The following is a 23,794-nucleotide window of genomic DNA, read 5'->3' on the forward strand; positions in this document are numbered from 1 at the left end:
ACCACCCGCTTCCCCTCAGCGGGAGCGGTCGACGACGTCGCGGATCGCCTGGACCACGGCATCGGGGCGGTCGAAGCAGAGCCGGTGGTGGAGCGTGTCGAAGATCACTCGCTGCTCCCCGCGGGAGAACCCGCTCATCCTCGCGGCGTCCATCTTCGTCTTGGCCTCGTTGATCTCCTGCGACGGATGCCCGAGGTCGGTACCGACGACGGTGAGCGCGATCGCCGGGACGTCGGGGAGGTCCGGCCCGCCTCGCAGTTCGTCGGCGAGCGCGACCAGCCCGGTGCGTTCAGCGGCACCGGCACGGAGCCATTCGTCGCTCACCTTGGCCTCGATCAGCGGCAGGCCCACGTCGTCCGGGTAGCCCGCGCGCAGCTCGGCGTGCATCGCGCGGAGCGCCTGGCGGTCCGGCTCGGGTCCCGGCCGCTCGGCCTCGGCCAGGCTCGCCGCGGGCGGCATGAAGTCGTCCCAGCCGGGGTGGAGGGCGTCCAGGAAGACCAGTCCGGCCACCTCTCGGGGGTACAGCTGCGCGAACCGATGCGCGTAGAGGCCGCCGAGGGAGTGCGCTGCCAGCACATACGGGGCGGCGACGCCCTGGGCGAGGAGCAGCTCGCGCAGTTCCGTGGCGACCGCGGTGGCGCCGCGGGGCAGGGGGAGCGCGTCGCTGTAGCCCGTGCCGCCGCGGTCGTACAGCACGGCGGTGGTGAACCGCGCGACCTCCTGGTGGACACCGAAGTAGTCCAAGCCGACCGCGCTCGCCCCCGGCAAGAACACGACGGCGGGCCCGCCGTGGCCCGACCGGTGCACGAACAGGCGGCGGCCGTCGATCTCCTGGAACTCTCCGAGCGGGGGTGTGGTCGTCATGCGGCAAGGCTCCGACCCTGACGCAGGGTCAAGGTCAAGCCCGAAGACGGCGAAAATCGGCGATCCGACCCGCCGGGCGACCCGCCGAGGGTGCCGTTGACCAGGCGATCTGTATTAATTTGGGACGGCGACGTGTGCATCTCGGCAAGACCTGCGACAATAGACGGCGAGATCGGGGCATCGAATGGGCTCAGACTCGCTATGAAGAGCAGGTAGAAAAGTATGGCTCAGGGCAGCGTTAAGTGGTTCAACGGCGAAAAGGGCTTCGGCTTCATCGCTCAGGACGACGGCGGACCGGACGTTTTCGTGCACTACTCGGAGATCCAGGGCAGCGGTTTCAAGTCCCTGGACGAAGGGCAGCGCGTCGAGTTCGAGATCGGCCAAGGTCAGAAGGGCCCGCAGGCCCAGCGCGTCGTCGCCATCTGACTTTCTTCACGCCGAAGGCCTCCATCCGTACCGGGTGGGGGCCTTCGGGCGTTTCGGGTACCGATATCGTCCAAGCATGCTTGTGATCGTTCGTGAGCAGTCGTGCGGCCGGACGCGGTGAGCCGCACCGCCCTGGAGCCCGAGCAGGTCGGGCGGAAGGTGCGGTTGCGCGAGGTCGGTCTCCGCGACCGCCGGGTCCTGATGGGGTTCGACCGTGACATGGCCCGCGAGGCGACGCCGCTGATCGGCGGCGGACACCGGCACTGGGCCTCACACCGTTCGGGATCCTCGGGCGACGACATCCACTTCGGCATCGAGACGGTGCGCGGCCGGATGCTGGTCGGGTCGGTCTGCACCATCGGCGCCGACCCGGTGACCGGCCGGTTCGGCTACGGCATCGGGATCGCCCCTCGCCACCAGCGCTGCGGCTACGCCACGGACGCCATCACCGTCCTGTTGGCGCATATGTTCGGCCGGCGCGGCTTCCGCAAATGCGAGGTCACCGTGTACGGCGGCAACCTCGCGTCGCTTTCGCTGCACGGCGGGCTCGGCTTCCGCGAGGAAGGCAGGCTGCGCGACACCGAGGTGGTGCGCGGCGAGATCAAGTACCTCGTGCGGATGGGCATCACCGCCGAGGAGTTCGCCGCCCGCCCTTCGGACGACCTGCGTGAACTCCGCGGGCGCGGCCAGCACCGGCGGCCCCGTCGCGGCAAGCACTGGCGCACGCCCGCCGCGGTCAGCGGCTGATCATCCCGGACTCGTAGGCGAAGACGACGGCCTGGACGCGGTCGCGGAGGCCCAGTTTCGTGAGGATCCGGCCGACGTGCGTCTTCACCGTCCCCGGCGAGAGATACAGCAGTCCGGCGATCTCGGCGTTGGACAGGCCGCGCGCCAGCTGCTGGAGCACCTCGTGTTCGCGTCCGGTGAGCAGCGCGAGCCGGTCGTCCGGTGGCGACGTGGGCAGGCCGGTGACGACGCGGTCGAGCAGCCGCCGGGTGACGGTGGGCGCGAGGGTGGCCTCGCCGCCGGCGACCACGCGGACGCCGGCGAGCAGATCCGGTGCCAGCGAGTCCTTGAGCAGGAAGCCGCTCGCGCCCGCCTGGAGCGCGGCGTAGACGTATTCGTCCAGGTCGAAGGTGGTCAGCACCAGCACGCGGGCGCGATAGGCCGCGGCGATCGCGGCGGTGGCCTCGACGCCGTCCATTTCGGGCATCCGGATGTCCATGAGCACGACGTCGGGATCGAGCTCCGCCACCAGCGCGACGGCCTCCGCGCCGTCACCCGCCTCGCCGACGACGTCGATGTCGTCGGCGTTGTCCAGGATCATCCGCAGGCCGGTGCGCACGAGCGCCTGGTCGTCGGCGATGACCACCCGGATCGTCATGACGGCAGGGACGCGCGGACGGCGAAGCCGCGCTCCGCCCGTGGTCCCGCGTCGAAGGTGCCGCCCAGTACGTTCACTCGCTCCCGCATCCCTTCGAGGCCGTGCCCGGTGCCGGACGGCGCTTCCGCCGCGACGCCGTCGTCGGTCACCTCGATCTCCAGTGTCCCGGGCTCGTATCGCATCACGATAGTCACCGCCGCCTCCGGACCGGCGTGTTTCAGCACGTTCGTCAGCGACTCCTGCACGATCCGGTAGGCCGCGAGGTCCACTGTGGACGGAAGTGGCCGGGGATCCCCTTCGACGCGGAACTCGACCGGCGTGCCCGCGGCCCGGATGTCGGCGGCCAGCCGCGGCAGGCGTTCCGCACCGGGCCGGGGTTCCCAGTCCGGCTCTTCCTGGCCGAGCGCGCCCAGCAGCCGCCGGATCTCGCTCAACGCGGTCCGCCCGGTGTCGACGATGGCGTCCAGCGCCTCCCGCGATCGCTCGGGCCGCCGGTCCAGTTCGGCCTGGGCACCCTGCGCCTGCAGGACCACGACGGAAAGCGCGTGCGCGACGACGTCGTGCAGTTCGCGGCTGATCCGGCCGCGTTCGGCCGCCACGGCCAGCGCGGCCTGGGTGTCGCGCTCGCGTTCGAGATCGGCGGCCCGCTGTTCCAGCACCGACAGCCGGATCCGGCGCTGCCGCGTGTTCAGCCCGGCCAGCCATGCCACGCCAAGAGACAGGCCGATAGCCGGAAAACCGCCCCAGTCCTGCACTTGGTGGTCTTCGGCGTCGGTGTCGGCCGGTGCCAGGCGGTCGATGATGATGAGTCGCGGTGGCGTCGGGCCCGGGGTCCGCGTGTTCGCTTCGGAGGCATAGAACGACCAAGCTCCAGCGACGAACAGTCCGGCCGCCAGCAGGCCTAGTGAAAGCCGGCGCGATCCCCAGGCCGCGACGGAGAAGAGGCCGATCAACGCCACGACGTCGACGGGTTTGAGATCGTTGCCCATCGCCAGATGAAGCAGCGAGACCGTGCCCCCGGCCGCGAAGGTGATCGTGGGATTCCGGTGCCGGACGAGCAAAGAAGCCAAGGCCACCAAGGAGGCCAGCCACCACTCGAAGCCCTCCGGGTCATCGGCGGTGACCACAGTGGACAGTCCGATGAGGAGGGTCAGGCCGTGGTCGACGGCTCTCGGGTGATTTCTGAGGAAGGCCGGCACCAGTCGAGCGTAATCCCGCGTCGGGCGGCGCGGATCCCTCTTACGGCAGACCCCGGGGTATGTCTTACGACAGACGCGCGAATACGTCGCCGGGCTCCAGGCTGGGGGAAGGAAGATCCTCGACAGAAACGGAACCCTCATGAGAAGGCTTCTCGTCGCACTGCTCGCCCTCGCCGGCATGGCGGCCATGGCGATCCCGGCCGCGGCGGCCCCGCGACTGACGTTGCCACCGCCGACCGGCTCGCATCCCCTCGGTTCCACCGACCTGCACCTCGTCGACACTTCGCGCAAGGACCCGTGGGTGCCGTCCGGGCCGCGCGAGCTGATGGTGTCGATGTTCTATCCGGCGCTGCTGCCGATCGGCCCGAAGCGGCCGTACCTCACCTTCGCCGAGGCCAAGGCGTTCCTGACCGAATCGGGTCTGCCCGACATCGACCCCGGCCTGGTCTCCGGGATCCGGACCAGCGCCAGGGTCGACGCCCCGGCCCGGCCCGGAAAGCGCGCGCTCGTCGTCCTGTCGCCGGGATTCGGCAAACCGCGCACGACGCTCACCGGGCTCGCGGAAGAGCTGGCGAGCAAGGGGTTCGTCGTCGCGCTCATCGGCCACAACTACGAGTCTCACGGCACGGCGTTTCCGGACGGCCACGTCACCGAATGCGCAGCGTGCGGCTCCGACTCGAAACTGCTCCCGCCGATCCGCTCCGCGGACGTCTCCTTCGTCCTCGACACGCTGACCAGGACTTCGTCCCCCTGGTCGCGGCTGATCGACCGGACCCGCATCGGCATGGCGGGCCATTCCATCGGCGGGTACAGCACGCCGGCCGCGATGATCGGCGACCAGCGGATCCGCGCGGGCGCCGACCTGGACGGCAGGCTGTGGTCGCCGATCCCCTCGTCCGGGATCGACCGGCCGTTCCTGCTGCTCGGCCGCGAGAGTGAGTACACCCCGGCCGGCCCGGACACGACGTGGGCGGGCAGCTGGCCGAACCTCACCGGCTGGAAGCGCTGGATCAGCGTCGCGGCGGCCGGGCACGCGTCCTTCACCGACGTCGGCGTACTCGGTGAGCAGCTCGGCCTCGGCTGGCCCGGTCTGCTCGGTGGCGAGCGCGGCATGGAGCTGACCAGGGCGTACGTCTCCGCGTTCTTCGACAAGAACCTGCGCGGCGGGCATCAGCCGCTGCTCGACGGACCGGTGGCGGGCAACCCCGAGATCAAGTTCTGGAACTAGGCACGGGAGGCGCCGGTGAGGTTTTCGGAGAGCTCCCAGAGACGCGCGGCCTCACCGGCGTCGATCGCGTACGGGCGCCCACCCACTCGCCCTCTTCGGCGGCGACTTCGGCGACTTCAGCGCGAACGAGCTCTGGCGGTAGCCGTCACGTTTCGTGCGGCGGCTCCGTCCCAGTCCACAATGGACGGACGTTCTTACCCGATCGGTGCAACGTTTCGCCTGGCGACGGGCAGGAGCGACCCCTAAGCTTTGCCGCTCGTGACCTGCGAGGTGAGGCGATGAGGTCCTTCGGCGCGATGGATCCGGTCAAGACGGCGATCGCCGGTCTCGCCACGATGGCCCTCGGGATGGCGGCGGCACTGAATGCCGACGCCCTGCCCGTGATCGGCGGCGGCGTCACCTATTCCGCCGAATTCTCCGACGCGGGCGGGTTGCGCGTGGACAACGACGTCCGGATCGCCGGGGTGAAGGTCGGCAAGGTGTCCGAGATCGACCTCGAAGGCGATCGCGTGCTCATCTCCTTCCGGGTGAAGGACGCGTGGGTCGGCGACGCGACAAGCGCGTCCATTCAGATCAAGAACGTCCTGGGGCAGAAGTATTTGGCGCTCGATCCGCGCGGCGAAGTGATCCTCGATCCGGGCGACCCGATCCCGCTACGGCGGACCACCGCGCCGTACGACGTCCTTGAAGCGTTTCGGGATTTGTCGAAAACCGTCGACGCGATCGACGTCGACCAGCTCGCGAAAAGCTTCGACACGATTTCGGCGACCTTCGCCGATACGCCGTCCGACGTCCGCGCCGCGCTCGACGGGATCTCGAAACTTTCCGGCACCATCGCCTCCCGCGACCGGCAACTCCGGACGCTGGTCGCGAACACGCGGCAGGTCTCGCAGACCCTCGTCGACCGCGACGCCGAGGTCCAGCGGCTGCTCCAGGACGGCAACGCGCTGCTGCGCGCCATCGCCACCCGGCAGCAGGCGATCAAAGACCTGCTCGACGGCTCGAAACGGCTCGCGACCGCGCTCGACGGCATCGTCGCCGACAACGACGGGCAGCTCGGGCCGGTGCTCGAACAACTCGACCGGCTGACGTCGATGCTGCAGCGCAACCAGGATTCGCTGGCCAAGGGGATCGCCGCGTTCGCGCCGGCGATCCGGGTGCTGACCAACGTCGCGGGCAACGGGCGCTGGATCGACGGCTACCTGTGCGGGCTCGTCCTGCCCACCTTCGGCCCGCTCAACGAAAAGGGCTGCTTCGACAAGTGAGGGTTCGAGGACGGTTAGAGCCAAGGGTGCCTTAGGTACGTACTGCCGGGTGCGCGGGTGGCGGTTTCGCGTGACTGAACGGACGACTCGTGGGGGAACCCGGCCGCGGTCGTGTCGTCCATCCAGTCACGTGTGTCGTCCGCTGGATCACGTGTGTCGTCCGTTCAGTCACGTGATATCGCCGGTACACGAGACGCGAGGATGAGCGGGCGGCTCCTTCAGTGCTTCCGATGGCCCGGCGTTGAGCACGACATGCCACGAACGCGGCCACTCACGAGCCCCGGACCCGTCAGGGCTTCGTCCGCCGCAGCCAGAAGAGCCCGATCACCGGCAGCACCAGCGGGATGAAGAGGTAGCCCTGTCCGTACACCGACCACACGGTGGCGTGCGGGAAGGCCTCGCGGTCGAAGAGGCTGAACGTGCCGACGGTCAGCACGCCGAGCAGTTCGACGCCGCAGGCGACCAGCGCGATCCGCCACCATCCCGCGCCGCGGCGGGCCAGTGCCACGGTGGCCAGGAGGTAGACGACGGCCGCGAACGCGGAGAGCGCGTAGGCCAGCGGGGCCTCGTGGAATTTGGTGCTGATCTGCACGGCGGCGCGTGAGGTCGCCGCCAGCGCGAAGATCGCGTACACGGCGACCAGGATCCGTCCCGGGCCGGACGCCTTGTCCGCTGCGGTGTCCACCGTCTTCTCCTCGGTTTCTTCAGGCACTGGCACCCGCCCAGACCTCGTGCAGCCGGAGCACCATCACCGGGATGGCGAGGCAGGCGATGCCGAGGATCGCGGTGCTCGACCGGGTGCGCTCGGCCAGCGCCCAGAAGGTCCCGAGCGGGAGCACGACCAGGCAGCCGATCAGGTACGCGAGGTAGGTGGCCATGCTGCCGGGGCGGCCGCCGCCGATCAGCTGTACGACGCCGATCACGAGCTGCGCCAGCAGGAGGAGCTCGACCACGGCGAGGCCGCCGAGCAGTGCGTTGTCCGGCAGCTTCTTGCGCGCGGACTGCACGAAACTCCATATCGCGACCAGCGTCGCGCAGATCGCGACGGTCACCGCGAAGCCTGTGATCACGTCCGCCTCCTTGACTGCTCCACCGGCGACAACGTACCTCCGGGCTGATCTCCGCCGACGGGCGACCGGTGGCCCGCGTGGCGGGCACCACGAGGCGCGGAAGTGGTCCAGACCTCGGGTGAATAGATCACGAAGCGCGTTGAGTTGGCGTTCGGCCAATTCGGCCGCGGTTATTGTTTTCGACGCTGCGACCAGGGATTACGACGTCGGTCCGTTCCTGTTACACACCGACCGGGTGGTTGAAATCCGAGTTGATCTCACCCTGGGTACCCCTACCTTTCGGTAGGTTTCGAATTCACGTCCCTGAACAGCCCATCCGAACCCCCGGTATGGCGGATTGGCCGTTCGCTATCCGGCGGGTGGAATATTCTTCATCGCGATGGTGCACATGGCCCATCCGATTGGTGCCAAGGAGGGGGCGCTCGATGGACGTCCGGTACGAAGCGTATTGCTTCGCCGATCCTCTGTTCTTCGATGAGCAGCGGGAAAACGGGGACGCCGCCGACGATTTCGCCTCCCTGCTGCCCGCTCCCGGGCCGGGCTGGCGCACCGGAGTGCGTGGAGTGTGGCGGCTGCTGCACCCTGTTGCTCGAAACCTTCCCTTGCAGGGCTGGAAAATCCACGTTTCCGCAGGTTTGGACAACGCCGAGCGCGTGCTCGTGAAGGTGCACGAGCATTGTGTCGAGCACGAGGTGTCCTACAAGCATCTGCGTTCGCGGGGCACCCTGCTGGCAAGGAATTCGAAATACGCTCCGCGTGACGGAAGCGGAAAGTTGCTCACTCTTTATCCAGCTGACAACAACGAGCTCGAGCGCGTTCTCGCCGAGTTGTCCGCCAAGCTCGACGGTGAAGCAGGGGCATACATTCTCAGTGATCTCCGGTACGGTGCCGGGCCGCTCTACGTCCGCTACGGCGGATTCGCCGAGCAATGGGTCGAACTCGACGGCAAGCGGGTCCTCGCGATCCGTAAACCGGACGGCACGCTGGTGCCGGATAAGCGCGAGCCGACCTTCTCCGTACCTGACTGGGTGACGATTCCGGAGTTCCTCGCCCCTCATCTCGCGGCTCGCAAGGGCGGCGGCGCGGATCGGTTCCCCTATCAGGTGAAAAGCTCGCTGCACTTCTCCAACGGCGGCGGCGTGTACCTCGCCGACCGGAAGGCCGATGACGAGCGGGTGGTCCTCAAGGAGGCCAGGCCGTTCGCCGGCCTGGACCGCGACGAGGTCGACGCCGTCGAACGCCTCCGCCGCGAGCACGAGGTGCTGGACCGGCTGAAGGGCATCGACGGCATCCCCACCGCCTTCGACCGCTTCACCGTCTGGGAGCACCACTTCCTGGCGATGGAGTACATGCCGGGCGTCTCGCTCGGCAACTGGCTCGCCCGCAACTACCCGCTCACCCGGCGCGACACCACCGAGGCCGACATCGCCGCGTACACCGAACGCGCGCTGGCGCTGGTCCGGCGGGTGGAGGCGATGGTCGGCGAGGTGCACGGCCGCGGCATCGTCTTCGGCGACCTGCACTCCCAGAACATCCTGATCGACGGCGACGACGACGGGAAGGACGACGCCGTCTCGCTGATCGACTTCGAGATGGCGTCCGACGTCGAAGCCGGCACGCGGCCCGCTCTCGGCGCCCCCGGTTTCCGCGCCCCGCGGGACCGGAACGGGTTCGAGGTCGACGAGTACGCGCTCGCCGTCCTGAAGCTCTGGATCTTCTTGCCGCTCACGACGCTCCTCGAGCTCGCCCCGGCGAAGCTGCGCGGGCTCGCGGACTTCGTCCAGCAGCGCTTCGACGTCCCGGAGGGCTACGCCGACTCGATCGTCGCCGAGCTCGCGCCCCGGAACGGCCCTTCGCTGTCGAGCGCGACCGAGCTCGACCAGGACAAGCCGGACTGGGCGCTGGTCCGCAAGCAGATCATCGAGGCGATCCTCGCCAGCGCGACCCCTGACCGCACCGACCGGCTCTTCCCCGGCGACATCGAACAGTTCCGCGTCGGCGGAGCGTGCTTCGGCTACGGCGCGGCCGGCGTCCTCCACGCGCTGAAAGCGGTCGGCGGCGAGCGTCACCAGGAGCACGAACGCTGGCTGCTGGACTCGATCCGCCGCGATCCGCCGGGACGCCCGGGGTTCTACGACGGCTCCTACGGCATCGCGTACGTCCTCGAAGAGCTCGGATACCGGGACGAGGCCACCAAACTGCTGTCGGCGTCGGCGACGCTGGTCGAGCAGACCACCGACCACGGCCTGGAAGGCGGCCTGTCCGGCATCGGGCTCACCCAGCTGCACTTCGCGGTGGCCCGCAAGGACAACGAATTCGGCAGGCAGGCGCTCGCCACCGCCGTCCGGCTCGCCGAAGCACTCGAAACCGCCGACCCGCCGGGCGACTTCGCCAGGGCCGGGCTGCTCAACGGCTGGTCCGGTCCGGCGCTGCTGTTCATCCGGCTGTTCGAGCGCACTCGCGAACAGGGCTGGCTGTCCTTCGCCGACCAGGCGCTGGAGCGGGACATCGAGGAGTGCACCGAGTCCGACGACGGCTCGCTGCAGGTCCGCGACGGCGAGACCCGGACGCTGCCCTACGCGGGTGTCGGCAGCGCCGGCATCCTCATGGTCGCCGAGGAGCTGGCGAAGCACCGTCCCGACGCGAAGGCGTTGAAGAGCCTTCCCGGCCTGCGTGAAGCGTGCCGCGGCGAGTTCGTCATCCACCCCGGTCTGCTGTTCGGACGGGGCGGGCTGATGACCGCGCTGGCCATGGGTGCCGAACCGGACCGGCGCGTCCGTGACGCCATCGACCTGCACCTTTCCCGGCTGGCCTGGTACGCGGTGCCGTACAAGGGCGGCCTGGCGTTCCCCGGCAACCAGCTGCTGCGGCTGTCGATGGACGTCGTCACCGGTGGCGCGGGCGTTCTGCTCGCCCTCGCCGCCACTCTGGACGGGAAGGCCGCGCTGCCTTTCCTGTCCTCCCGAACTGCCGGTCGTTGACGATCGGCGGAAGAGAAAAACAACGAAAGGGAACATGATCATGGAGATGGTTCTCGACCTGCAGGCCCTGGAAACCCCCGAGGTTCTCGAGGGTGGCGGCGGCGGCTCCCACGGCGGCGCGAGCAACCTGAGCCTGCTGGCCTCCTGCGCCAACAGCACGATCAGCCTGCTGACCTGCCACTGATCACCGGCTGATCACTGAGGGTGCGGGAGCGGCACAGGCCAAGTGCGCCGCTCCCGCGCCTTCATTTTGCCTTCCGGTTCATCTCGTTGGGATCACGGATCACGAAGTGGGACGTGAGCCCCTCAACTCCGGCTCGACGAAAGGAGTGGAATGGCGGGTTCCGCCGATCGCCTGCTGGTCACCGTGACCTTGCTCGATCGCCCCCGCCTGATCGCGCTGATCCTCAGCGCGCTCGCCGGGACGGCGGCGGGACTGCTCCTGCCCGGCGCGCTGGCGGCGGCGGTCGACGCCGTCGTGGCGGGCCGTCCCAGCCTTCCCGAAGTCTCCTGGCTCATCGTCCTCGGCGTCACCGAGATCGCCGTCGGCCTGATCGGCGGGATCCTCACCGCGCGGATGACCTCCTCCGCGACAGCCTGGCTGCGCCGCAAGCTCACCGACGGCCACCTCGCCCTCGGCACCCGATCGACCTTCGCCGACGGCGACGCGATCAGCAGGCTCACCGGTGACTGCACCGGCGCGGGAATGGTCGCCTCGGTCGTCGTCCAGCTCGGATCGACCACCCTGATCTCCGGCGGGGCCGTCGTCCTGCTCGCGCTGATGGACTGGCGGCTCGCGCTCGTCTTCCTCGGCAGCATCCCGTTCGGCCTGATGCTCGCGCGCACCCACCTGAGGAACACCGCCGACGACGTCCTCACCTATCAAGAGGTTTCCGGCGAACTGGCGGCGAGAATGGTCGACGCGGTCGCCGGGCTCCGCACGATCGCCGCGTCGGGCACCGCCGACCGCGAGGCCGAACGGGTGCTGCGGCCGCTGCCGAAACTGAGCCTCGCCGGCCGCGGGATGTGGCGCACCCAGGCCAAGATGGTGTGGCGTTCCGGTCTGCTGCTGCCCGCGGTGGAACTCGCCGTGCTCGCCGCCGCCGGTTTCGGTGTGATGGAAGGCAGACTGTCCGTCGGGCAGGTCCTCGCGGCGCTCGGCTACGTCGCGCTCGGCATGGGCCTGATCACCCAGATTCCGTTGCTCACCACACTTTCCCGCGCGCGCTCGTGTGCGCGGCGGATCAACGAGGTGCTCGACTCGCCGGTCCCCGAACCGGGTGACCTCGGTGTCGTCGCCGGGCAGGGCACGCTCGAACTGCGCGGTGTCACGGTCGAAGGGGCGTTGCGGGACGTCGACCTGGTCGTAGCGGGTGGCCGGTTCACCGCGGTCGTCGGCCGGTCCGGTTCGGGGAAGTCCGTGCTGGTCAACGTCCTCGGCGGGCTGCTGACCCCGGACGAGGGGACGGCGACGCTCGACGGCCGTCCGCTGGAGCGGCTGCGGCCGCACGAACTCCGCGCGGTCGTCGGGTTCGCCTTCGAACGGCCGGCACTGCTCGGCGCGACCATCGGCGACGCCGTCGGCTACGGCTCGTGGGCAGGCGAGGCGGCGGTGCGCGCCGCCTGCCGGTCCGCCCAGGTCGACGACCTGATCGTCCGGCTGCCGGACGGCTACCGGACGCCGCTTTCGAAGACGCCGCTTTCCGGCGGTGAGGCACAGCGGATCGGGCTGGCGCGCGCGATCGCGCACGCGCCGAGGGTGCTCATCCTCGACGACGCCACGGCCAGCCTCGACACGGTCACCGAAGCCGCCGTGGAAGAAGCGATCGAACGCACCCTGCCCGGCCGGACGCGGGTGGTGGTGACGCATCGCGCGGCCACCGCGTCGCGGGCGGACGCCGTGGTGTGGCTGGAAGACGGGCGGGTCCGCGCGGTCGGCACGCATGACGAGCTGTGGCGGAATCCTGCTTATCAGGCCGTTTTCACCGAGGCTGCGCAATGAGCGTCTGGGGGCTCTACCGCTCGACGCTGGCCGGGCAGTGGAAGGGCGGCCTGGTCCTGCTGGCGTGCTCCGTACTGGAAAGCGCGCCCGCGTTCTTGTCCGGTCGCCTGGTCGAACTCGCGGTTGACGAGGGGTTTGCCGCGGATCGGCCGGGCACCGGACTGCGTTGGCTCGCGGTCTTCGGGCTGGTCGCCGTGATCGGCGCGCTGGGTTCGCGGCTGGTGTGGCATCAGCTCGGCAAGGTCGTCGAGCCGTTGCGCGACGCGCTGGTGACCGCCGTCGTCCGCGGGGTCCTGCACGATCCCTCGCCGCCGCGGAACCAGCCGGACGCCAGCGGCGTCGCCCGCATCACCCAGCACGTCGAAGTGGTCCGCGACGCCACGGCCGGGCTACTGGTGCAGGCACGCGGGATGATCGTGACGACGGTGGCGGCGCTGGCGGGCCTGTTCACCGTCGCCGGTTCGCTCGCGCTGATCGTCTCGATCCCGGTGGTGGTCGCGGTCGGGGTGTTCGCCTGCCTGCTCCCGTCGCTGGCCCGCCGTCAGCGCGCGCTCGCGCTGGCCGACGAGCGGACCGCCGAGGTCGCGGGCGCGTCGCTGTCCGGTATGCGTGACGTCGTCGCGTGCGGCGCGGAACCCTTGGCAGCGCTCGAACTCTACGACGCCGTCGACACGCAGGCGGATGCCGCCGTGCGGGTGGCGCGGTCCGGGGCGGCCAGGACGGTGGTGATCGCGACCGGCGGTTTCGTGCCGCTGCTCCTGGCGTTGCTGGTGGCGCCGGGCATGGTCAAGGACGGCACGCTCACCGCCGGCGCCGCGCTCGGCGCGCTCGTCTACCTGGCGACGACGATGCAGCCGGCGTTGCGCGGGCTGGCCGCGACGGCGAGCACCGTGGTGCTGCGGCTGATCGTCGCGCTGCGGCGGCTGGCGGAGACCGCGCAGGCCGAACCGGAACCCGACGGCACGGCCGAACCCGACGGGACCGCGATCTACGTGCGCGACCTGACTTTCAGCTGGGGAGCGGCGGCGCAACCGGTGGTGCGCGGCCTCGACCTGCACCTGCGGCCGGGTGAACGGCTCGCGGTGGTGGGGCCGAGCGGGATCGGCAAGTCGACCTTGGCCGGGCTCCTGACCGGGATGCTCGAACCGCAGGCCGGTCGCGTGCTGCTGGGCGGGGCACCGGTCCGGGAGATCCCGGCGGCGCTGCGGCACCGGATGGTGGCGTTGATCCCACAGGAGGCCTACGTCTTCGCCGGGACCGTGCGGGACAACGTCGGCCTGTTCGCGCAGACCGCGACGGACGGCGAACTGGCCGCGGCGGTGGCCGCCGTCGGCGCGGAACCGCTGGTGACGCGGCTGGGCGGACTCGACGGCGAGATCGGGCACGGAATGCTGTCCGCCGGTGAGGCGCAGCTGATCGCGCTCGCGCGGGTGTACGCGAGCGACGCGGGCGTCGTCGTCCTCGACGAGGCGACCTCGCACCTCGACCCGCCCGCCGAAGCCCGCGCGGAGCGGGCGTTCGCCGAGCGGGGCGGGGTGCTGGTGGTGATCGCGCACCGGCTGACGTCGGCGTTGCGCGCGGACCGGGTCCTGGTGATGGACGGGAAGGAGACCGCGCTGGGCACCCATCTCGAACTCATGGACCGGTCCACGCGCTACGCCCAGCTCATGCACGCGTGGGCGCCGCGGCTACCCCAGCCCAGTGCCCAGTTCTTCCAGCGCGCTCCTGAGTAGACCTTCGACGGGGACCGGGCGCCGGGACTCGCGATCGACGAAGACGTGCACGAAGTGCCCCTCTGCGATCACCGTCTCCTTCGAGTACATCCCGACCTCGTAGCGGACACTGGACCGGCCGAGATGCCCCACCCGCAGGCCGACTTCGAGCTCTCCCGGGAACGACACCGAAGCGTGGTACTTGCACTGCGATTCCACGCACAACCCGATGATGCCGCCGGTCTCGATGTCGAGACCGCCGCGTTCGATCAAGAGTGTGTTGATCACGGTGTCCATCACCGAATAGTGGACGACGTTGTTGACGTGCCCGTAGACGTCGTTGTCCTTCCACCGCAACGGAACCGTCTGCCAGTGCGGGTACTGGTCGTTCACCACAGCGTCACCGACTCCCGCAGGATGACGGCGAGATCCGCTTCGGACGCCTCGCGTGGCGCCGTCGCCAGCAGCCGTTGTTGTTTCACCGTGCCGGAAACCAGCGAGTCCACATCGGACTCCGTGTAGCCGACGGCGCCGATCCCGTTGGGAATCCCGATCTCCCGCATGATCTGCCGCAGCACCGCGGGCAGGTGATCCCGCAGATCACCCGGCCATTCGTAGTCCGGCGCGAGCAGCCGTGCCACCCGCAGGTGCCGGTCCGGGGCGGCGTCGAAGGTGAACCGGAACGCCGCGGGCGCCGTCAGCGAGACGGCCATCCCGTGCGGCACCATCGCTTCGTCGCCCGGATACCCGGACGGATGGAACTCCCGGACCTGCCCGGCGATCGGATACGCGTTGGCGTGCGGGATGTGCACCCCGGCGTTGCCGAAGCCGAGGCCGGCGAACGTCGCCGCGAGCGCCATCGCTTCGCGTGCCTTCATGTCGGAGCCGTCCCGCACGGCCGCGGGCAGCGCCCACGACAGCAGCCGCAGCGACTGCTCGGCGAACATGTCGGCCAGCGGATTCGAGCCACAGTAAGGAACCCGGTCCTCCGGGCGCTTCCGGTCGAACTCGGTGTACGGCTTGGCCGTGTAACTTTCGGCGGCGTGGCAGAGGATGTCCATCCCGCTCGCGGCGGTGACCTCGGGCGGCTGCGAGACCGTCAGCCGCGGGTCGACAACGGCGAGGCTCGGCCGCATCCGGAGATGGCTGATGCCGCTCTTCACCCGCAGTGACAACACGTCCAGTACGCAGACGGTGGTGCTCTCCGAGCCGGTCCCGGTGGTGGTCGGCACCGCGACCAGCGGTTTCAGCGGCGAAGCGGGCGCCCGGCCGCCGCCGACCGGGGCGTTGACGTAGTCCATCAGGTCGCCGTCGTTGCTGGTCAACAGGTTCACCGCCTTCGCGGTGTCGATGGCCGAACCGCCGCCGACGGCGACGAAGGCGTCCCACTCGCCCTGTCCGCGGGCGAAGTCGACGGCCTTGCGCATGCTGACGTCGGTCGGCTCGACGTGCACGCCGTCGAAGACGACGGCTTCGATGCCATAGGTTTCGATGCCTTCGGCGATCCGTTGTGGCCAGCCCGTCGCGGCGACGCCCGCGTCGGTCAGGACGAGCACCCGCCGGGCGCCGTACTGGGTGAGGTCGTAGCCGATCTCATCGCTCGACCCGGCGCCGTATTTCAAGGCCGGTGCACCGTAAGTGAAAACAGTTTCACGTCCGGCGGTGGCTGAAGTCACGTTTTCGTGCTCCCTTGCTCGAACACGTTCCGAATTTCGGACATTCTCCCCGCTCCGGGGTTGCCGGATCGAAAGATCGCTTGACGGCACCGATCACCGCCCGCCTAAGCTTCTCTCATTAGATACCAACCGGGAGCGTCCGTCGCCCAGACGGCCGTGAGGATCCTGACCGAGGCGCAGATCCACCGCGTGTACGCGGTGGTGGGTGAGTCCTTCCTGGATCTGCTCGACGCGCTGCAACGCGAGCGGTCGATCACCTTCGTTTCGGCGAGGCACGACTCAGGCGCGGCGTTCATGGCCGAGGCCGAAGGCAAGCTCACCGAACATCCGGCGGTGCTGCTCGCCGGCCGCGGCCCGAGCGCGGCGAACCTCGCGATCGGTGTGTCCACGGCGTACCAGGACGAGAGCCCGATGGTCGTCCTCCTGGAGAACCCGCCGTCGGAACCCGGGCCGACGAGCGAGCTGCCCACCGCCGACCTGACCGCGATGCTCGAACCCCTCGCCAAGTGGACCGGCCGCGCGAAATCCCCGGACGAGGTCCCCGGCCTGCTGGTCGAGGCCCTGAACCGGTGCCGCGAAGGGCGGCCGGGGCCCACCATCGTCGCCGTCCCCGCCGACTTCTGGGGTGTCCCGTTCGATTCGGCCAAACCGGTCGCCTCCGTGCGCCCGCCCGCCACCGGTGCGCTCGGCCGGACCGCGGAGGCGGTCGCGCAACTGGTCGACGAGGCCCGCTACCCGGTGGTGATCGTCGGCGGCCGGGCCCGCGCGGCACGCGACGAGCTGATCGCCGTCGCCGACGAACTCGCGCTCCCGGTGTACAACGCGTTCCGCCGTCAGGACGCCTTCCCCGAGAACCACGCGCGCTACGCGGGCCACCTCGGCATCGGCATCCCCGCGCGGCAGCTCGACGCGCTGGAGCGCGCCGACCTCGTGCTCGCGCTGGGCACACAGCTCGACGAGGTCACCACGCAGTCCTTCCGCTATCCGACGCCGTCGCAGACGTTGGTGCTGGTCGGCACCGGGATCGAGCCCGCCCGCCGCGGCGGCCTGACCTTCCGCGTCGACTCCGAGGTCGAGCCGTTCCTGCGCGAACTGCGCAACGTCGCCTCGCCACGACAACGGCGCGCGTCGGCCGCGAACGCCGCCGTGCACACCTTCATGACCCCGCCCGACACCAGCGGCGCCACCCGCATCCATCCCGCCGACGTCATCCGCGCGGTGCGCAAACTCGCGCCCGAAGACGCGATCGTGACCAGCGACGCGGGCAACTTCGCCCAGTTCATGCACCGCTACTGGTGTTTCACCGCCCCGCGCAGCCAGCTCGGGCCGAGCAACGCGGCCATGGGCTACGCCGTTCCCGCGGCCGTCGCGGCGAAGCTCGCCGAGCCGCGCCGGACGGTGATCGCGGTGGTCGGCGACGGCGGCGCGCTGATGACCGGGCAGGAGATCGAGACCGCCGTCCGCTACCGGGTGCCGGTGACCGTCCTGGTGTTCCAGAACGGACTGCACGGCCCGCTCGCGGTGCATCAGGCACGCAAACACGGACGGCTCACCGGGGTCACCGTGCCCGTCACCGACTTCGCGTCCTGGGCGCGAGGCCTCGGCGCCGCCGGGTACACCGTGGACGACCCTGTGGAACTGGAGCCGATCATCGCGAGCGCGCTGGTCCGGCAACGGCCGTGCGTCATCGACATCAGGACGGATCCGGACGTGGTGGCCCCGGACATCCGGCTGACGAGCCTGCTGGGCGCCGCGAGGCCACAGCAGGGCGGCCAGTAGCGGCCGGGTGGCACTTTCTCAGGGGATACACAGAATCCCTTGTCGGACAGCCTTCACCTGCTCCAAAAGGTGGGAAAGCGGTGACGACTCGGCCGACTTTCGGTCGCGGAGACCGGATTTTGTCGGTCGGCCGTGGCACAATCGCCGCAACACCGAGAGTCCGATATGGACCGTAGCGATCACCGGTGGGGTTGTTGGCACGCAGTACTTAACGTCGTACTACGAGCGTTGTGTTGACACTGGGAGAAAACATGGCTGACGAGACGAAGCCACAGGACAAGTCCGTTTCCGGCGTGGTGCCGGTGCAGTTCAGCGCGGACGCGGAGACCCACGACATCGCCGTCGTGGCCACGAACCGGGAGGCGTTGCGCCGTTCACCGTTCGGCGCCGAAGCGCCGCTGCGCGCGGCGAGTGGCGAATAGCCCGGCGAGGGCCGGACGGTGAGGAGCGGGGCCGCGAGGGTAGAGTGCGGCCCGGCACACCCGGGTGATGAGTCTTGTCCGCCTGCATAGGGTGTGCTTTACTGATTCAGGTCTCGTTTTTTGTGTTCGTGTTGGTTCACGCTCGCAGAACTCAGCGGGCGTAGTGTCTCCTCGTGTTTCCGGGGAAGCAAACCGTCTGGTCATGACCCGGGCTGCCGACGTGGCTTCCTGTTTGTTTGTGTTGCATATGGAGATTTTATGACTCAGGGCACTGTGAAGTGGTTCAACTCCGAGAAGGGGTTCGGCTTCATCACTCCCGACAACGGCGGCGGCGACGTCTTCGTGCACTACAGCGAGATCCAGGGCAATGGCTTCCGCAGCCTTGACGAGAACGCCCGCGTGGAGTTCGAGATCGGGCAGGGCGCGAAGGGTCCGCAGGCCACCTCGGTCACCGTGATCTGATCCAGGTTTTCAAGCAGGGCCGTCTTCCCTCGGGAAGGCGGCCCTGCTGCTTTTCCGGGGCCGCCCGGTCGTGAGTGGCGATTCGGGCCTTCAGCCCTTCCCCAGGTACGTGAAGGACTCCAGTCAGGCGGTCGCCGGTCGTGGGGATGTCGTGAAGGGCCCCTTTGAGACGTTGAAGGTCTCAAAGGGGCCCTTCACGACATAGGACCCGCGGGCGCCTACGCTTTCCTGGCAAGCCGGCCCTCAGGTGGGGGAGACGAGTCCCGCCTCGTAGGCCAGCACGATCGCCTGTGCCCGGTCCCGCAACCCGAGTTTCGCGAGTATCCGGCCCACATATGTCTTGATGGTCTGCGCCGAGAGCACCAGATCCGCGGCGATCTCCGGATTGGACCTTCCTTTCGCGATCAACCGCAGCACTTCCCGCTCGCGTTCGGTGAGCACGTCGAACCTCGCCGGGGACGGCCGCGGAACCGGCGCGCTCGCCACGAAGTTCGCGATGAGCCGTTTCGTGACAGCGGGGGAGAGCAGCGCGTCACCGGCGGCGACCACTTCGATGGCGTTGATCAGTTCGGCCGACGGCGCGTCCTTCAACAGGAACCCGCTCGCGCCCGCCCGCAGCGCCTCGTAGACGTACTCGTCCAGGTGGAACGTCGTCAGGACGAGCACCTTCGGCTTCTCGCCGTCGCCTTCGAGCAGCCGCCTGGTCGCTTCGAGACCGTCCATCACCGGCATCCGGATGTCCATCAGGACGACGTCCGGTGGCGTGGCCAAGGCGGAAAGGCCCGCGAGCGCCGCGATCCCGTCGCCTGCTTGGCCCACCACGTCCAGCCCCGGTTGCGCGTTCAGCAGGCCGGCGAAGCTCTCCCGCACCAAGGCCTGATCGTCGACGATGAAAAGGGTCGTCACGCTTCGCCCACCCCCGGGAGATCCAGCTTGACCGCCACGCGGAAACCGCCGTCGGCCCGCGGCCCGGCCTCGTGGGAACCGCCGATCAGGGTAACGCGCTCGGCTATCCCGGCGAGGCCGGTGCCGTCGTTCGAAGTAGACCCGGCAGGCCGGGTGGGCGGCCCGTTTTCGACGACGATCTCGAGCCCGTCGGGTTCCCGCCGCACCTCGACGTCCACTTTCGCCCCCGGGCTGTGCCGGGCCGCGTTGCTCAACGCCTCCTGCAGGATCCGGTACGCGGCCAGTTCGACCAGGGCGGGAACGTCGTCCCCGCCGGAGATCTCCGCGCGGATCTCGATCCCGGACGCCCGGCAGCCGTCGATCAGCGACGGCACCTCCGCGAGCCCCGGCTGCGGTTCGTGCTCCGGCTCGGCCTCGGTGTCACGCAGTACGCCGACCAGCCGCCGGGCCTCGTCGAGTGCTTCCCTGGCCGCGACCCCGATGGCACGGAACTCCTCCTCCGCGGCCTCGGACACGTCCGGGACGCGGTAGCGCGCGCTGTCGGTCCGCAGCGCGATCAGCGAGAGGTGATGGCCGATGATGTCGTGCAGTTCCCTGGCGATCAACGCGCGTTCCTGCAACGTCGCCCGTTTCGCCCGTTCCTCGACCGTCGTGCGCTCGGCCGCGTCGGCCTGCTCCAGCGCCCGGCGGCGTTGCTGCATCCCGTATCCGGCCACGATGGTCGCGGTCACCACGATCAACGACCACACCAGGGTCTTCGTGCCCGTCCGCGGTAGCTGGGCGATGCCGGCCCCGACGGCCAGCGTCACGGCGATGATCGAAATCCCCCGGCCCTGCCCGGGTTTCGTGCGGGCGAGCGTCAGCGCGAGCACCGGGAGATACGGCAGGACCTGGGTCTGCAACGGCCAGTCCGACACTGTCCGGCCGAACAGCGCGTAGTCGGCGGGGAAGAGGACCGCGATGATCGCGCTGACCATTCCCGCCGCCGCCACCCGGACGGCGGTCAGCGGGAGTTTGACGACCAGCAACGGCGGCGCGATCTGCAGGATCAGCAGGAAGAAGATCAGCGGCACACTGGCGCCGCCGAGGTAACGCGCCCAAGTGCCGTAGGTCAGGCCCATCAGCACCGCGAGCGCGGATCCGGCGAGGACGGCCTTGATCCAGACCGGGACGCGCCACCAGGCCGACGGCGGTTCCAGATCGGCGTCGCGTCCGGTGAGGAGCGCCCAGCCAAGGGAGCCGCCGTACGTGTCCATGGCTCGACGCTAACGACGCCGCGGACCGGGCACATCCCCTCGTGGGGGACACCGGGAAGTCCCCTGCGGGAGGAAGCGGACTGCTCGCCCGAGCGGGATGTGCCGGACGGCGGCGCGCGGTCAGGCTCGGTTCATGAACGACATCAGAGCCCTGCTCCGGCTGTCCGCGTTCACGTGGCTGGCCGCGGGACTGGTCATCGCGGTCTACGTCGAGGTCGTCAACGCCGGCGCGGTCGATCCCCTCGCCACCACCTTCAGCGAGTACGTCCACGTCGGACAGGGTGCGCGGCTCGTCGGGGTCGCCATGCTGGCCACCGGCTTCGGCGCGCTGACCGTCGCGGGCGGCGTCCGGCTGTCCGGGGCGGTGTGGGCGGCCAGGCTGGTCGCCTTGTTCGGTGCCGGGCTGTGCGTACTCGCGGTGTTCCCGCAGGAGCCGATGGACCAGCCGCTGACCTGGCACGGCGCGATCCACCGGTACGTCGCGCTCGCCGCTTTCGCCGCGTTGCCGCTGGCAGGACTGGTCCTCGGCGCGGTCCGGCGGCTGTCCTACGCCACGTTGGCCGCCCTGGCGGTCTTCGTGGCGACGTTCCTGCTCGACGCCCGTGCGGTGACCGGAGTGGCCGAACGGATCCTGCTGATCCTCGAACTCGCGCTGCTGGTCGCCTTCCTCCGCGGAGGTGGCTTTGTGATGCAACCTCGTGCAACTCTTTCTTTCACGGCCTCGACGTCGTTTCCTTGTAGGGACTTGGCGCGGCAGCGGAGGACATGTGGGCGAAGCGGTTGCGGGGATCGTGGCGAACCCCGCTTCGGAGCGTGATATCCAGAGCCTGCGTTCGGCACTGAGAGTGGCCGGGGTCGGCCGCGTGATGGTGTGGACCGAGGCGGGGAAGATCATCGGCACCGTCCGCCGGATGGTGGACGCGGGTGCGAGCGTGGTCATCTGCCTCGGCAACGAGGGCATGATGCGGGCCGCCGCGGCCGCCTGCGGCGACGTCCCGCTGCTCATGCTGCCCGCCGGGAGCACCGACGAGACCGCCGTCGCCGGGCTCGCCGCCGGGCTGCTGGCCACCCATCAGGTGGACGCGGACCTGGTCACGAACCGCGCGACCGTGCTCGAGGTGGTGACGAAGGCACGCCGTGAGATCGCGCTGACCGACGTCAGCGTGTGCTCGGAGAGCCGGTGGGATCCCGCGTCGCTGACCGAGCTGTACTGCACGTTCGCCGTCCCGGACGGGGTCGGGTTGTCGAGTATCCCCGGGCGGTTGTGCCCCAGCCCCAAGTCCACTGTGGACGGTGTCGCGGTGTCGCTCGGGCCGGTCGACGAGACGCCGTACGTCGTGCAGGCGCCGATCGCGCCCGGCGAGGTCCGGGCGGTGGGCGTCCGGGGCTGGAGCGTGCTGCACGCCGGGGTCCGCGTCGACCTCGCCGCCGGCGGAGGCTCCATCGCGCTCGACGGGCAACCGCACTTCGTCCTGAAGCCGGGAGAGAGCGCTTTCGTCGAGCTGAAGCCCGACGGCCCGTGGTGCGTCGACGTCCGCGCCGTGATGGCAGAGGCCACCAGGACCGGCCTGCTCCTCGGCCGCAAGCCGACCGGGTCCTTTCCCGCGACCCACCTGGTGGACGCGCCTTTCAGCGGGTGAGCCCGCCCAGATCACAGAAGCCTTCCGCACGCCGGGGCCGCCGGGCACACTGGTCGAAACGGACCAAAGGAGTGGGCCAGGTGCGGCTGGAGGCGGCTTTGCCGGTCGGCGCGGATCCGCGCCGTCACGCGCGCGCCCTCGCCGAAGTGCACGAGGCCGCCCTCTCCGGTCGCGCGCTTCCGAGCCATCCGCGCGCGGTCATCGGCGCTTCCTGGCAGCGGATGCGCCGGCTCGGCCTGGACCCGGACCGCGGCGCGCCGGTTCCCGCGCTCGCCCCGGAGCAGCTGGAAGCCCGCCGTCGCGAGAGCGGCCTCGCCGCCGTCCTGCCCGCCCTGCGAGGCGGCCTGATCAGCCTCGCCGAACAGGCCGCGCACATCATGGTCGTCGTCGACGCGGGCGGCCGCGTCCTGTGGCGTGACGGCAGCACCGCGGTCCGCCGCCGCGCCGACGGGCTCGGCCTCGTCGACGGCGTCGACTGGCGTGAGAACGCCGTCGGCACCAACGCCATGGGAACCGCGCTGGTCGTCCGGCATCCGGTGCAGGTCTACTCGGCCGAGCACTACGTCCGTAGCCAGCACGAATGGACCTGTGCCGCCGCGCCGTTGCACGATCCGAGGGACGGCAGGCTGCTCGGCGTCGTCGACCTCTCCGGCCCGGCCTCCACCGTGCACCCGACCACCCTCGCACTGGTCGACACGGTCGCGAAACTCGCCGAAGCGCAGCTGCGCACCACCCATCTCTCGGAACTCGAACGGCTGCGCGGGCTGGCGTCACCCTTGCTCACCAAGGTGAAGGGCAGGGCGGTGATCGCCGACCCACACGGCTGGATCGCGGCGTCGGCGGGCCTCGTCCCGGTCGGCCGGATCGCGCTGCCGAACGACGCGACCGCGGGCCGGGCCTGGCTGCCCACCTACGGGAACTGCCTGCTGGAGCCGCTGCCGGGAGGGTGGCTCGTCCGGCTCACCGAGGAGGAGGACGTGCCGCCGACGCGGGTCGTGCTCGATCTGAGGTCGGCGCGCGAGAGCACGCTGCGCGTCTCGGGCGAGGCCGGCACGTGGTCGCATCGGCTGAGCCCGCGGCACGCGGAGATGCTGTACGTCCTCGCGCGTCATCGCGAGGGGAGGTCGGCGTCGGAACTGTCGCGCGACCTGTTCGGCGACGCGGGCCGCACCGTCACCGTTCGCGCCGAGATGTCCCGGATGCGGCGGCATTTCGGCGGGATCCTGCTGGGCAGGCCGTACCGTTTCGCGGACGACGTCGAGGTGCTCGTCGAACGGCCCGCCGACGGCGACGTCCTCCCGCATTCCGTCGCGCCCGCCGTCCGCGCCTGAACCTCCACCCCGGGGTCAACCCGGCGATGGTCCCGGTCCACCCCTCGGCGTGCCTAACGTCCGTGACATGGGAAAGATGAACGCGAAAGGCCTGTTGGCGCTGGCCGTCGCAGGGGTCGTCGTCCTGCTGGGATTCCTGGCCTACCGGCTGATCCTGGTCGAGCTGATCACACGGCTGAGCGAGCACTGAG

General features: G+C 69.9%; 24 protein-coding genes. 15 read left to right on the top strand and 9 right to left on the bottom strand.

The window, feature by feature from the left end; all coding sequences use genetic code 11:
* Nucleotides 1–15: 15 nt before the first annotated feature.
* Nucleotides 16–864: an alpha/beta fold hydrolase gene (locus ACIHAO_RS04390; RefSeq protein WP_396554685.1), complete on the bottom strand. Its 849-nt coding sequence runs from the start codon at nt 862–864 to the stop codon at nt 16–18.
* A gap of 222 nt (nt 865–1,086) precedes the next feature.
* Between ACIHAO_RS04390 and ACIHAO_RS04395 the strand changes: the two genes are divergently transcribed.
* Nucleotides 1,087–1,290: a cold-shock protein gene (locus ACIHAO_RS04395; RefSeq protein WP_005149851.1), complete on the top strand. Its 204-nt coding sequence runs from the start codon at nt 1,087–1,089 to the stop codon at nt 1,288–1,290.
* 102 nt (nt 1,291–1,392) lie between these two features.
* Nucleotides 1,393–2,037, top strand: a complete 645-nt coding sequence (locus tag ACIHAO_RS04400) for a GNAT family N-acetyltransferase (RefSeq protein WP_396554686.1) — start codon at nt 1,393–1,395, stop codon at nt 2,035–2,037.
* Here the strand turns inward: ACIHAO_RS04400 and ACIHAO_RS04405 are convergent.
* Together ACIHAO_RS04405 and ACIHAO_RS04410 are read right to left on the bottom strand one after the other, a co-directional pair.
* The gene (locus tag ACIHAO_RS04405) at nt 2,027–2,674 is read right to left on the bottom strand and encodes a response regulator (RefSeq protein WP_396554687.1); all 648 of its coding nucleotides are present in this window, start codon (nt 2,672–2,674) and stop codon (nt 2,027–2,029) included. The two genes, ACIHAO_RS04400 and ACIHAO_RS04405, sit on opposite strands and share 11 nt — an antisense overlap.
* Nucleotides 2,671–3,873 carry a sensor histidine kinase gene (locus tag ACIHAO_RS04410; protein WP_396554688.1) on the bottom strand — a complete coding sequence of 401 codons (1,203 nt, stop codon included), beginning with the start codon at nt 3,871–3,873 and terminating at the stop codon, nt 2,671–2,673. The genes ACIHAO_RS04405 and ACIHAO_RS04410 overlap by 4 nt, the downstream gene beginning before the upstream one ends.
* Nucleotides 3,874–4,012: 139 nt before the next feature.
* Here ACIHAO_RS04410 and ACIHAO_RS04415 point away from each other — a divergent pair, with 139 nt between their 5' ends.
* A complete protein-coding gene (locus tag ACIHAO_RS04415; RefSeq protein ID WP_396554689.1) occupies nt 4,013–5,101 on the top strand; it encodes an alpha/beta hydrolase family protein in 1,089 nt (362 codons plus the stop codon).
* 278 nt (nt 5,102–5,379) lie between these two features.
* Nucleotides 5,380–6,366 (top strand): MCE family protein, encoded by a 987-nt coding sequence (locus tag ACIHAO_RS04420; protein WP_396554690.1) that lies wholly within the window; start codon nt 5,380–5,382, stop codon nt 6,364–6,366.
* A gap of 289 nt (nt 6,367–6,655) precedes the next feature.
* Here the strand turns inward: ACIHAO_RS04420 and ACIHAO_RS04425 are convergent, their stop codons facing one another.
* The gene (locus tag ACIHAO_RS04425; protein ID WP_396554803.1) at nt 6,656–7,078 is read right to left on the bottom strand and encodes a hypothetical protein; all 423 of its coding nucleotides are present in this window, start codon (nt 7,076–7,078) and stop codon (nt 6,656–6,658) included.
* A complete protein-coding gene (locus ACIHAO_RS04430; RefSeq protein WP_396554691.1) occupies nt 7,071–7,436 on the bottom strand; it encodes a hypothetical protein in 366 nt (121 codons plus the stop codon). The genes ACIHAO_RS04425 and ACIHAO_RS04430 overlap by 8 nt, the downstream gene beginning before the upstream one ends.
* 425 nt (nt 7,437–7,861) lie before the next feature.
* Here ACIHAO_RS04430 and lanKC point away from each other — a divergent pair, with 425 nt between their 5' ends.
* The 4 genes from lanKC to ACIHAO_RS04450 all read left to right on the top strand — a co-directional run bounded on the left by lanKC (nt 7,862) and on the right by ACIHAO_RS04450 (nt 14,152).
* Complete coding sequence (gene lanKC / locus ACIHAO_RS04435) at nt 7,862–10,417, top strand: class III lanthionine synthetase LanKC (RefSeq protein WP_396554692.1); 2,556 nt, start codon at nt 7,862–7,864, stop codon at nt 10,415–10,417.
* A gap of 40 nt (nt 10,418–10,457) precedes the next feature.
* Complete coding sequence (locus ACIHAO_RS04440) at nt 10,458–10,601, top strand: SapB/AmfS family lanthipeptide (protein WP_396554693.1); 144 nt, start codon at nt 10,458–10,460, stop codon at nt 10,599–10,601.
* A 150-nt stretch (nt 10,602–10,751) separates the two neighbouring features.
* Complete coding sequence (locus ACIHAO_RS04445; RefSeq protein ID WP_396554694.1) at nt 10,752–12,419, top strand: ABC transporter ATP-binding protein; 1,668 nt, start codon at nt 10,752–10,754, stop codon at nt 12,417–12,419.
* Nucleotides 12,416–14,152: an ABC transporter ATP-binding protein gene (locus ACIHAO_RS04450; RefSeq protein WP_396554695.1), complete on the top strand. Its 1,737-nt coding sequence runs from the start codon at nt 12,416–12,418 to the stop codon at nt 14,150–14,152. The genes ACIHAO_RS04445 and ACIHAO_RS04450 overlap by 4 nt, the downstream gene beginning before the upstream one ends.
* On the opposite strand, the gene ACIHAO_RS04455 is transcribed toward ACIHAO_RS04450, so the two are convergent.
* Nucleotides 14,108–14,527 (bottom strand): acyl-CoA thioesterase, encoded by a 420-nt coding sequence (locus ACIHAO_RS04455; protein ID WP_396554696.1) that lies wholly within the window; start codon nt 14,525–14,527, stop codon nt 14,108–14,110. The genes ACIHAO_RS04450 and ACIHAO_RS04455 overlap by 45 nt on opposite strands.
* Nucleotides 14,521–15,753 (bottom strand): hydroxyacid-oxoacid transhydrogenase, encoded by a 1,233-nt coding sequence (locus tag ACIHAO_RS04460; RefSeq protein ID WP_396554697.1) that lies wholly within the window; start codon nt 15,751–15,753, stop codon nt 14,521–14,523. The genes ACIHAO_RS04455 and ACIHAO_RS04460 overlap by 7 nt, the downstream gene beginning before the upstream one ends.
* Nucleotides 15,754–15,924: 171 nt before the next feature.
* Here ACIHAO_RS04460 and ACIHAO_RS04465 point away from each other — a divergent pair, with 171 nt between their 5' ends.
* The 3 genes from ACIHAO_RS04465 (at nt 15,925) to ACIHAO_RS04475 (ending at nt 18,470) form a co-directional block, all read left to right on the top strand.
* On the top strand, nt 15,925–17,586 hold the full coding sequence (locus ACIHAO_RS04465) for a thiamine pyrophosphate-binding protein (RefSeq protein ID WP_396554804.1): 1,662 nt from the start codon (nt 15,925–15,927) through the stop codon (nt 17,584–17,586).
* Nucleotides 17,587–17,837: 251 nt separating this feature from the next.
* Nucleotides 17,838–18,008, top strand: coding sequence for a hypothetical protein (locus tag ACIHAO_RS04470; protein ID WP_199746230.1), 171 nt, complete (start codon nt 17,838–17,840; stop codon nt 18,006–18,008).
* 258 nt (nt 18,009–18,266) lie between these two features.
* Complete coding sequence (locus ACIHAO_RS04475; RefSeq protein ID WP_020669547.1) at nt 18,267–18,470, top strand: cold-shock protein; 204 nt, start codon at nt 18,267–18,269, stop codon at nt 18,468–18,470.
* Between the two features lie 243 nt (nt 18,471–18,713).
* Here the strand turns inward: ACIHAO_RS04475 and ACIHAO_RS04480 are convergent, their stop codons facing one another.
* Both ACIHAO_RS04480 and ACIHAO_RS04485 read right to left on the bottom strand, forming a co-directional pair.
* A complete protein-coding gene (locus ACIHAO_RS04480) occupies nt 18,714–19,376 on the bottom strand; it encodes a response regulator (protein ID WP_396554698.1) in 663 nt (220 codons plus the stop codon).
* Nucleotides 19,373–20,632: a sensor histidine kinase gene (locus ACIHAO_RS04485; RefSeq protein WP_396554699.1), complete on the bottom strand. Its 1,260-nt coding sequence runs from the start codon at nt 20,630–20,632 to the stop codon at nt 19,373–19,375. Before ACIHAO_RS04485 ends, ACIHAO_RS04480 begins: the two co-directional genes overlap by 4 nt.
* 133 nt (nt 20,633–20,765) lie before the next feature.
* Here ACIHAO_RS04485 and ACIHAO_RS04490 point away from each other — a divergent pair, with 133 nt between their 5' ends.
* The 4 genes from ACIHAO_RS04490 (at nt 20,766) to ACIHAO_RS04505 (ending at nt 23,793) form a co-directional block, all read left to right on the top strand.
* Complete coding sequence (locus tag ACIHAO_RS04490; RefSeq protein ID WP_396554700.1) at nt 20,766–21,449, top strand: DUF998 domain-containing protein; 684 nt, start codon at nt 20,766–20,768, stop codon at nt 21,447–21,449.
* On the top strand, nt 21,400–22,272 hold the full coding sequence (locus ACIHAO_RS04495; RefSeq protein ID WP_396554701.1) for an ATP-NAD kinase: 873 nt from the start codon (nt 21,400–21,402) through the stop codon (nt 22,270–22,272). The genes ACIHAO_RS04490 and ACIHAO_RS04495 overlap by 50 nt, the downstream gene beginning before the upstream one ends.
* 71 nt (nt 22,273–22,343) lie before the next feature.
* Nucleotides 22,344–23,603 (top strand): GAF domain-containing protein, encoded by a 1,260-nt coding sequence (locus tag ACIHAO_RS04500; protein WP_396554702.1) that lies wholly within the window; start codon nt 22,344–22,346, stop codon nt 23,601–23,603.
* A gap of 67 nt (nt 23,604–23,670) precedes the next feature.
* Nucleotides 23,671–23,793 (top strand): hypothetical protein, encoded by a 123-nt coding sequence (locus ACIHAO_RS04505; RefSeq protein ID WP_396554703.1) that lies wholly within the window; start codon nt 23,671–23,673, stop codon nt 23,791–23,793.
* Nucleotide 23,794: the final 1 nt, after the last annotated feature.

The sequence above is a fragment of the Amycolatopsis sp. NPDC052450 genome (genome assembly GCF_044547565.1).
In the GTDB taxonomy this organism is placed as follows: domain Bacteria; phylum Actinomycetota; class Actinomycetes; order Mycobacteriales; family Pseudonocardiaceae; genus Amycolatopsis.

What these genes read in the sequence shown, in the direction of transcription:
- ACIHAO_RS04390 (WP_396554685.1), bottom strand. Translation starts at nt 864, where the DNA reads ATGACGACCACACCCCCGCTCGGAGAGTTCCAGGAGATCGACGGCCGC.
- ACIHAO_RS04395 (WP_005149851.1), top strand. Translation starts at nt 1,087, where the DNA reads ATGGCTCAGGGCAGCGTTAAGTGGTTCAACGGCGAAAAGGGCTTCGGC.
- ACIHAO_RS04405 (WP_396554687.1), bottom strand. Translation starts at nt 2,674, where the DNA reads ATGACGATCCGGGTGGTCATCGCCGACGACCAGGCGCTCGTGCGCACC.
- ACIHAO_RS04415 (WP_396554689.1), top strand. Translation starts at nt 4,013, where the DNA reads ATGAGAAGGCTTCTCGTCGCACTGCTCGCCCTCGCCGGCATGGCGGCC.
- ACIHAO_RS04420 (WP_396554690.1), top strand. Translation starts at nt 5,380, where the DNA reads ATGAGGTCCTTCGGCGCGATGGATCCGGTCAAGACGGCGATCGCCGGT.
- lanKC (WP_396554692.1), top strand. Translation starts at nt 7,862, where the DNA reads ATGGACGTCCGGTACGAAGCGTATTGCTTCGCCGATCCTCTGTTCTTC.
- ACIHAO_RS04440 (WP_396554693.1), top strand. Translation starts at nt 10,458, where the DNA reads ATGGAGATGGTTCTCGACCTGCAGGCCCTGGAAACCCCCGAGGTTCTC.
- ACIHAO_RS04445 (WP_396554694.1), top strand. Translation starts at nt 10,752, where the DNA reads ATGGCGGGTTCCGCCGATCGCCTGCTGGTCACCGTGACCTTGCTCGAT.
- ACIHAO_RS04450 (WP_396554695.1), top strand. Translation starts at nt 12,416, where the DNA reads ATGAGCGTCTGGGGGCTCTACCGCTCGACGCTGGCCGGGCAGTGGAAG.
- ACIHAO_RS04470 (WP_199746230.1), top strand. Translation starts at nt 17,838, where the DNA reads ATGGCTGACGAGACGAAGCCACAGGACAAGTCCGTTTCCGGCGTGGTG.
- ACIHAO_RS04475 (WP_020669547.1), top strand. Translation starts at nt 18,267, where the DNA reads ATGACTCAGGGCACTGTGAAGTGGTTCAACTCCGAGAAGGGGTTCGGC.
- ACIHAO_RS04485 (WP_396554699.1), bottom strand. Translation starts at nt 20,632, where the DNA reads ATGGACACGTACGGCGGCTCCCTTGGCTGGGCGCTCCTCACCGGACGC.
- ACIHAO_RS04490 (WP_396554700.1), top strand. Translation starts at nt 20,766, where the DNA reads ATGAACGACATCAGAGCCCTGCTCCGGCTGTCCGCGTTCACGTGGCTG.
- ACIHAO_RS04505 (WP_396554703.1), top strand. Translation starts at nt 23,671, where the DNA reads ATGGGAAAGATGAACGCGAAAGGCCTGTTGGCGCTGGCCGTCGCAGGG.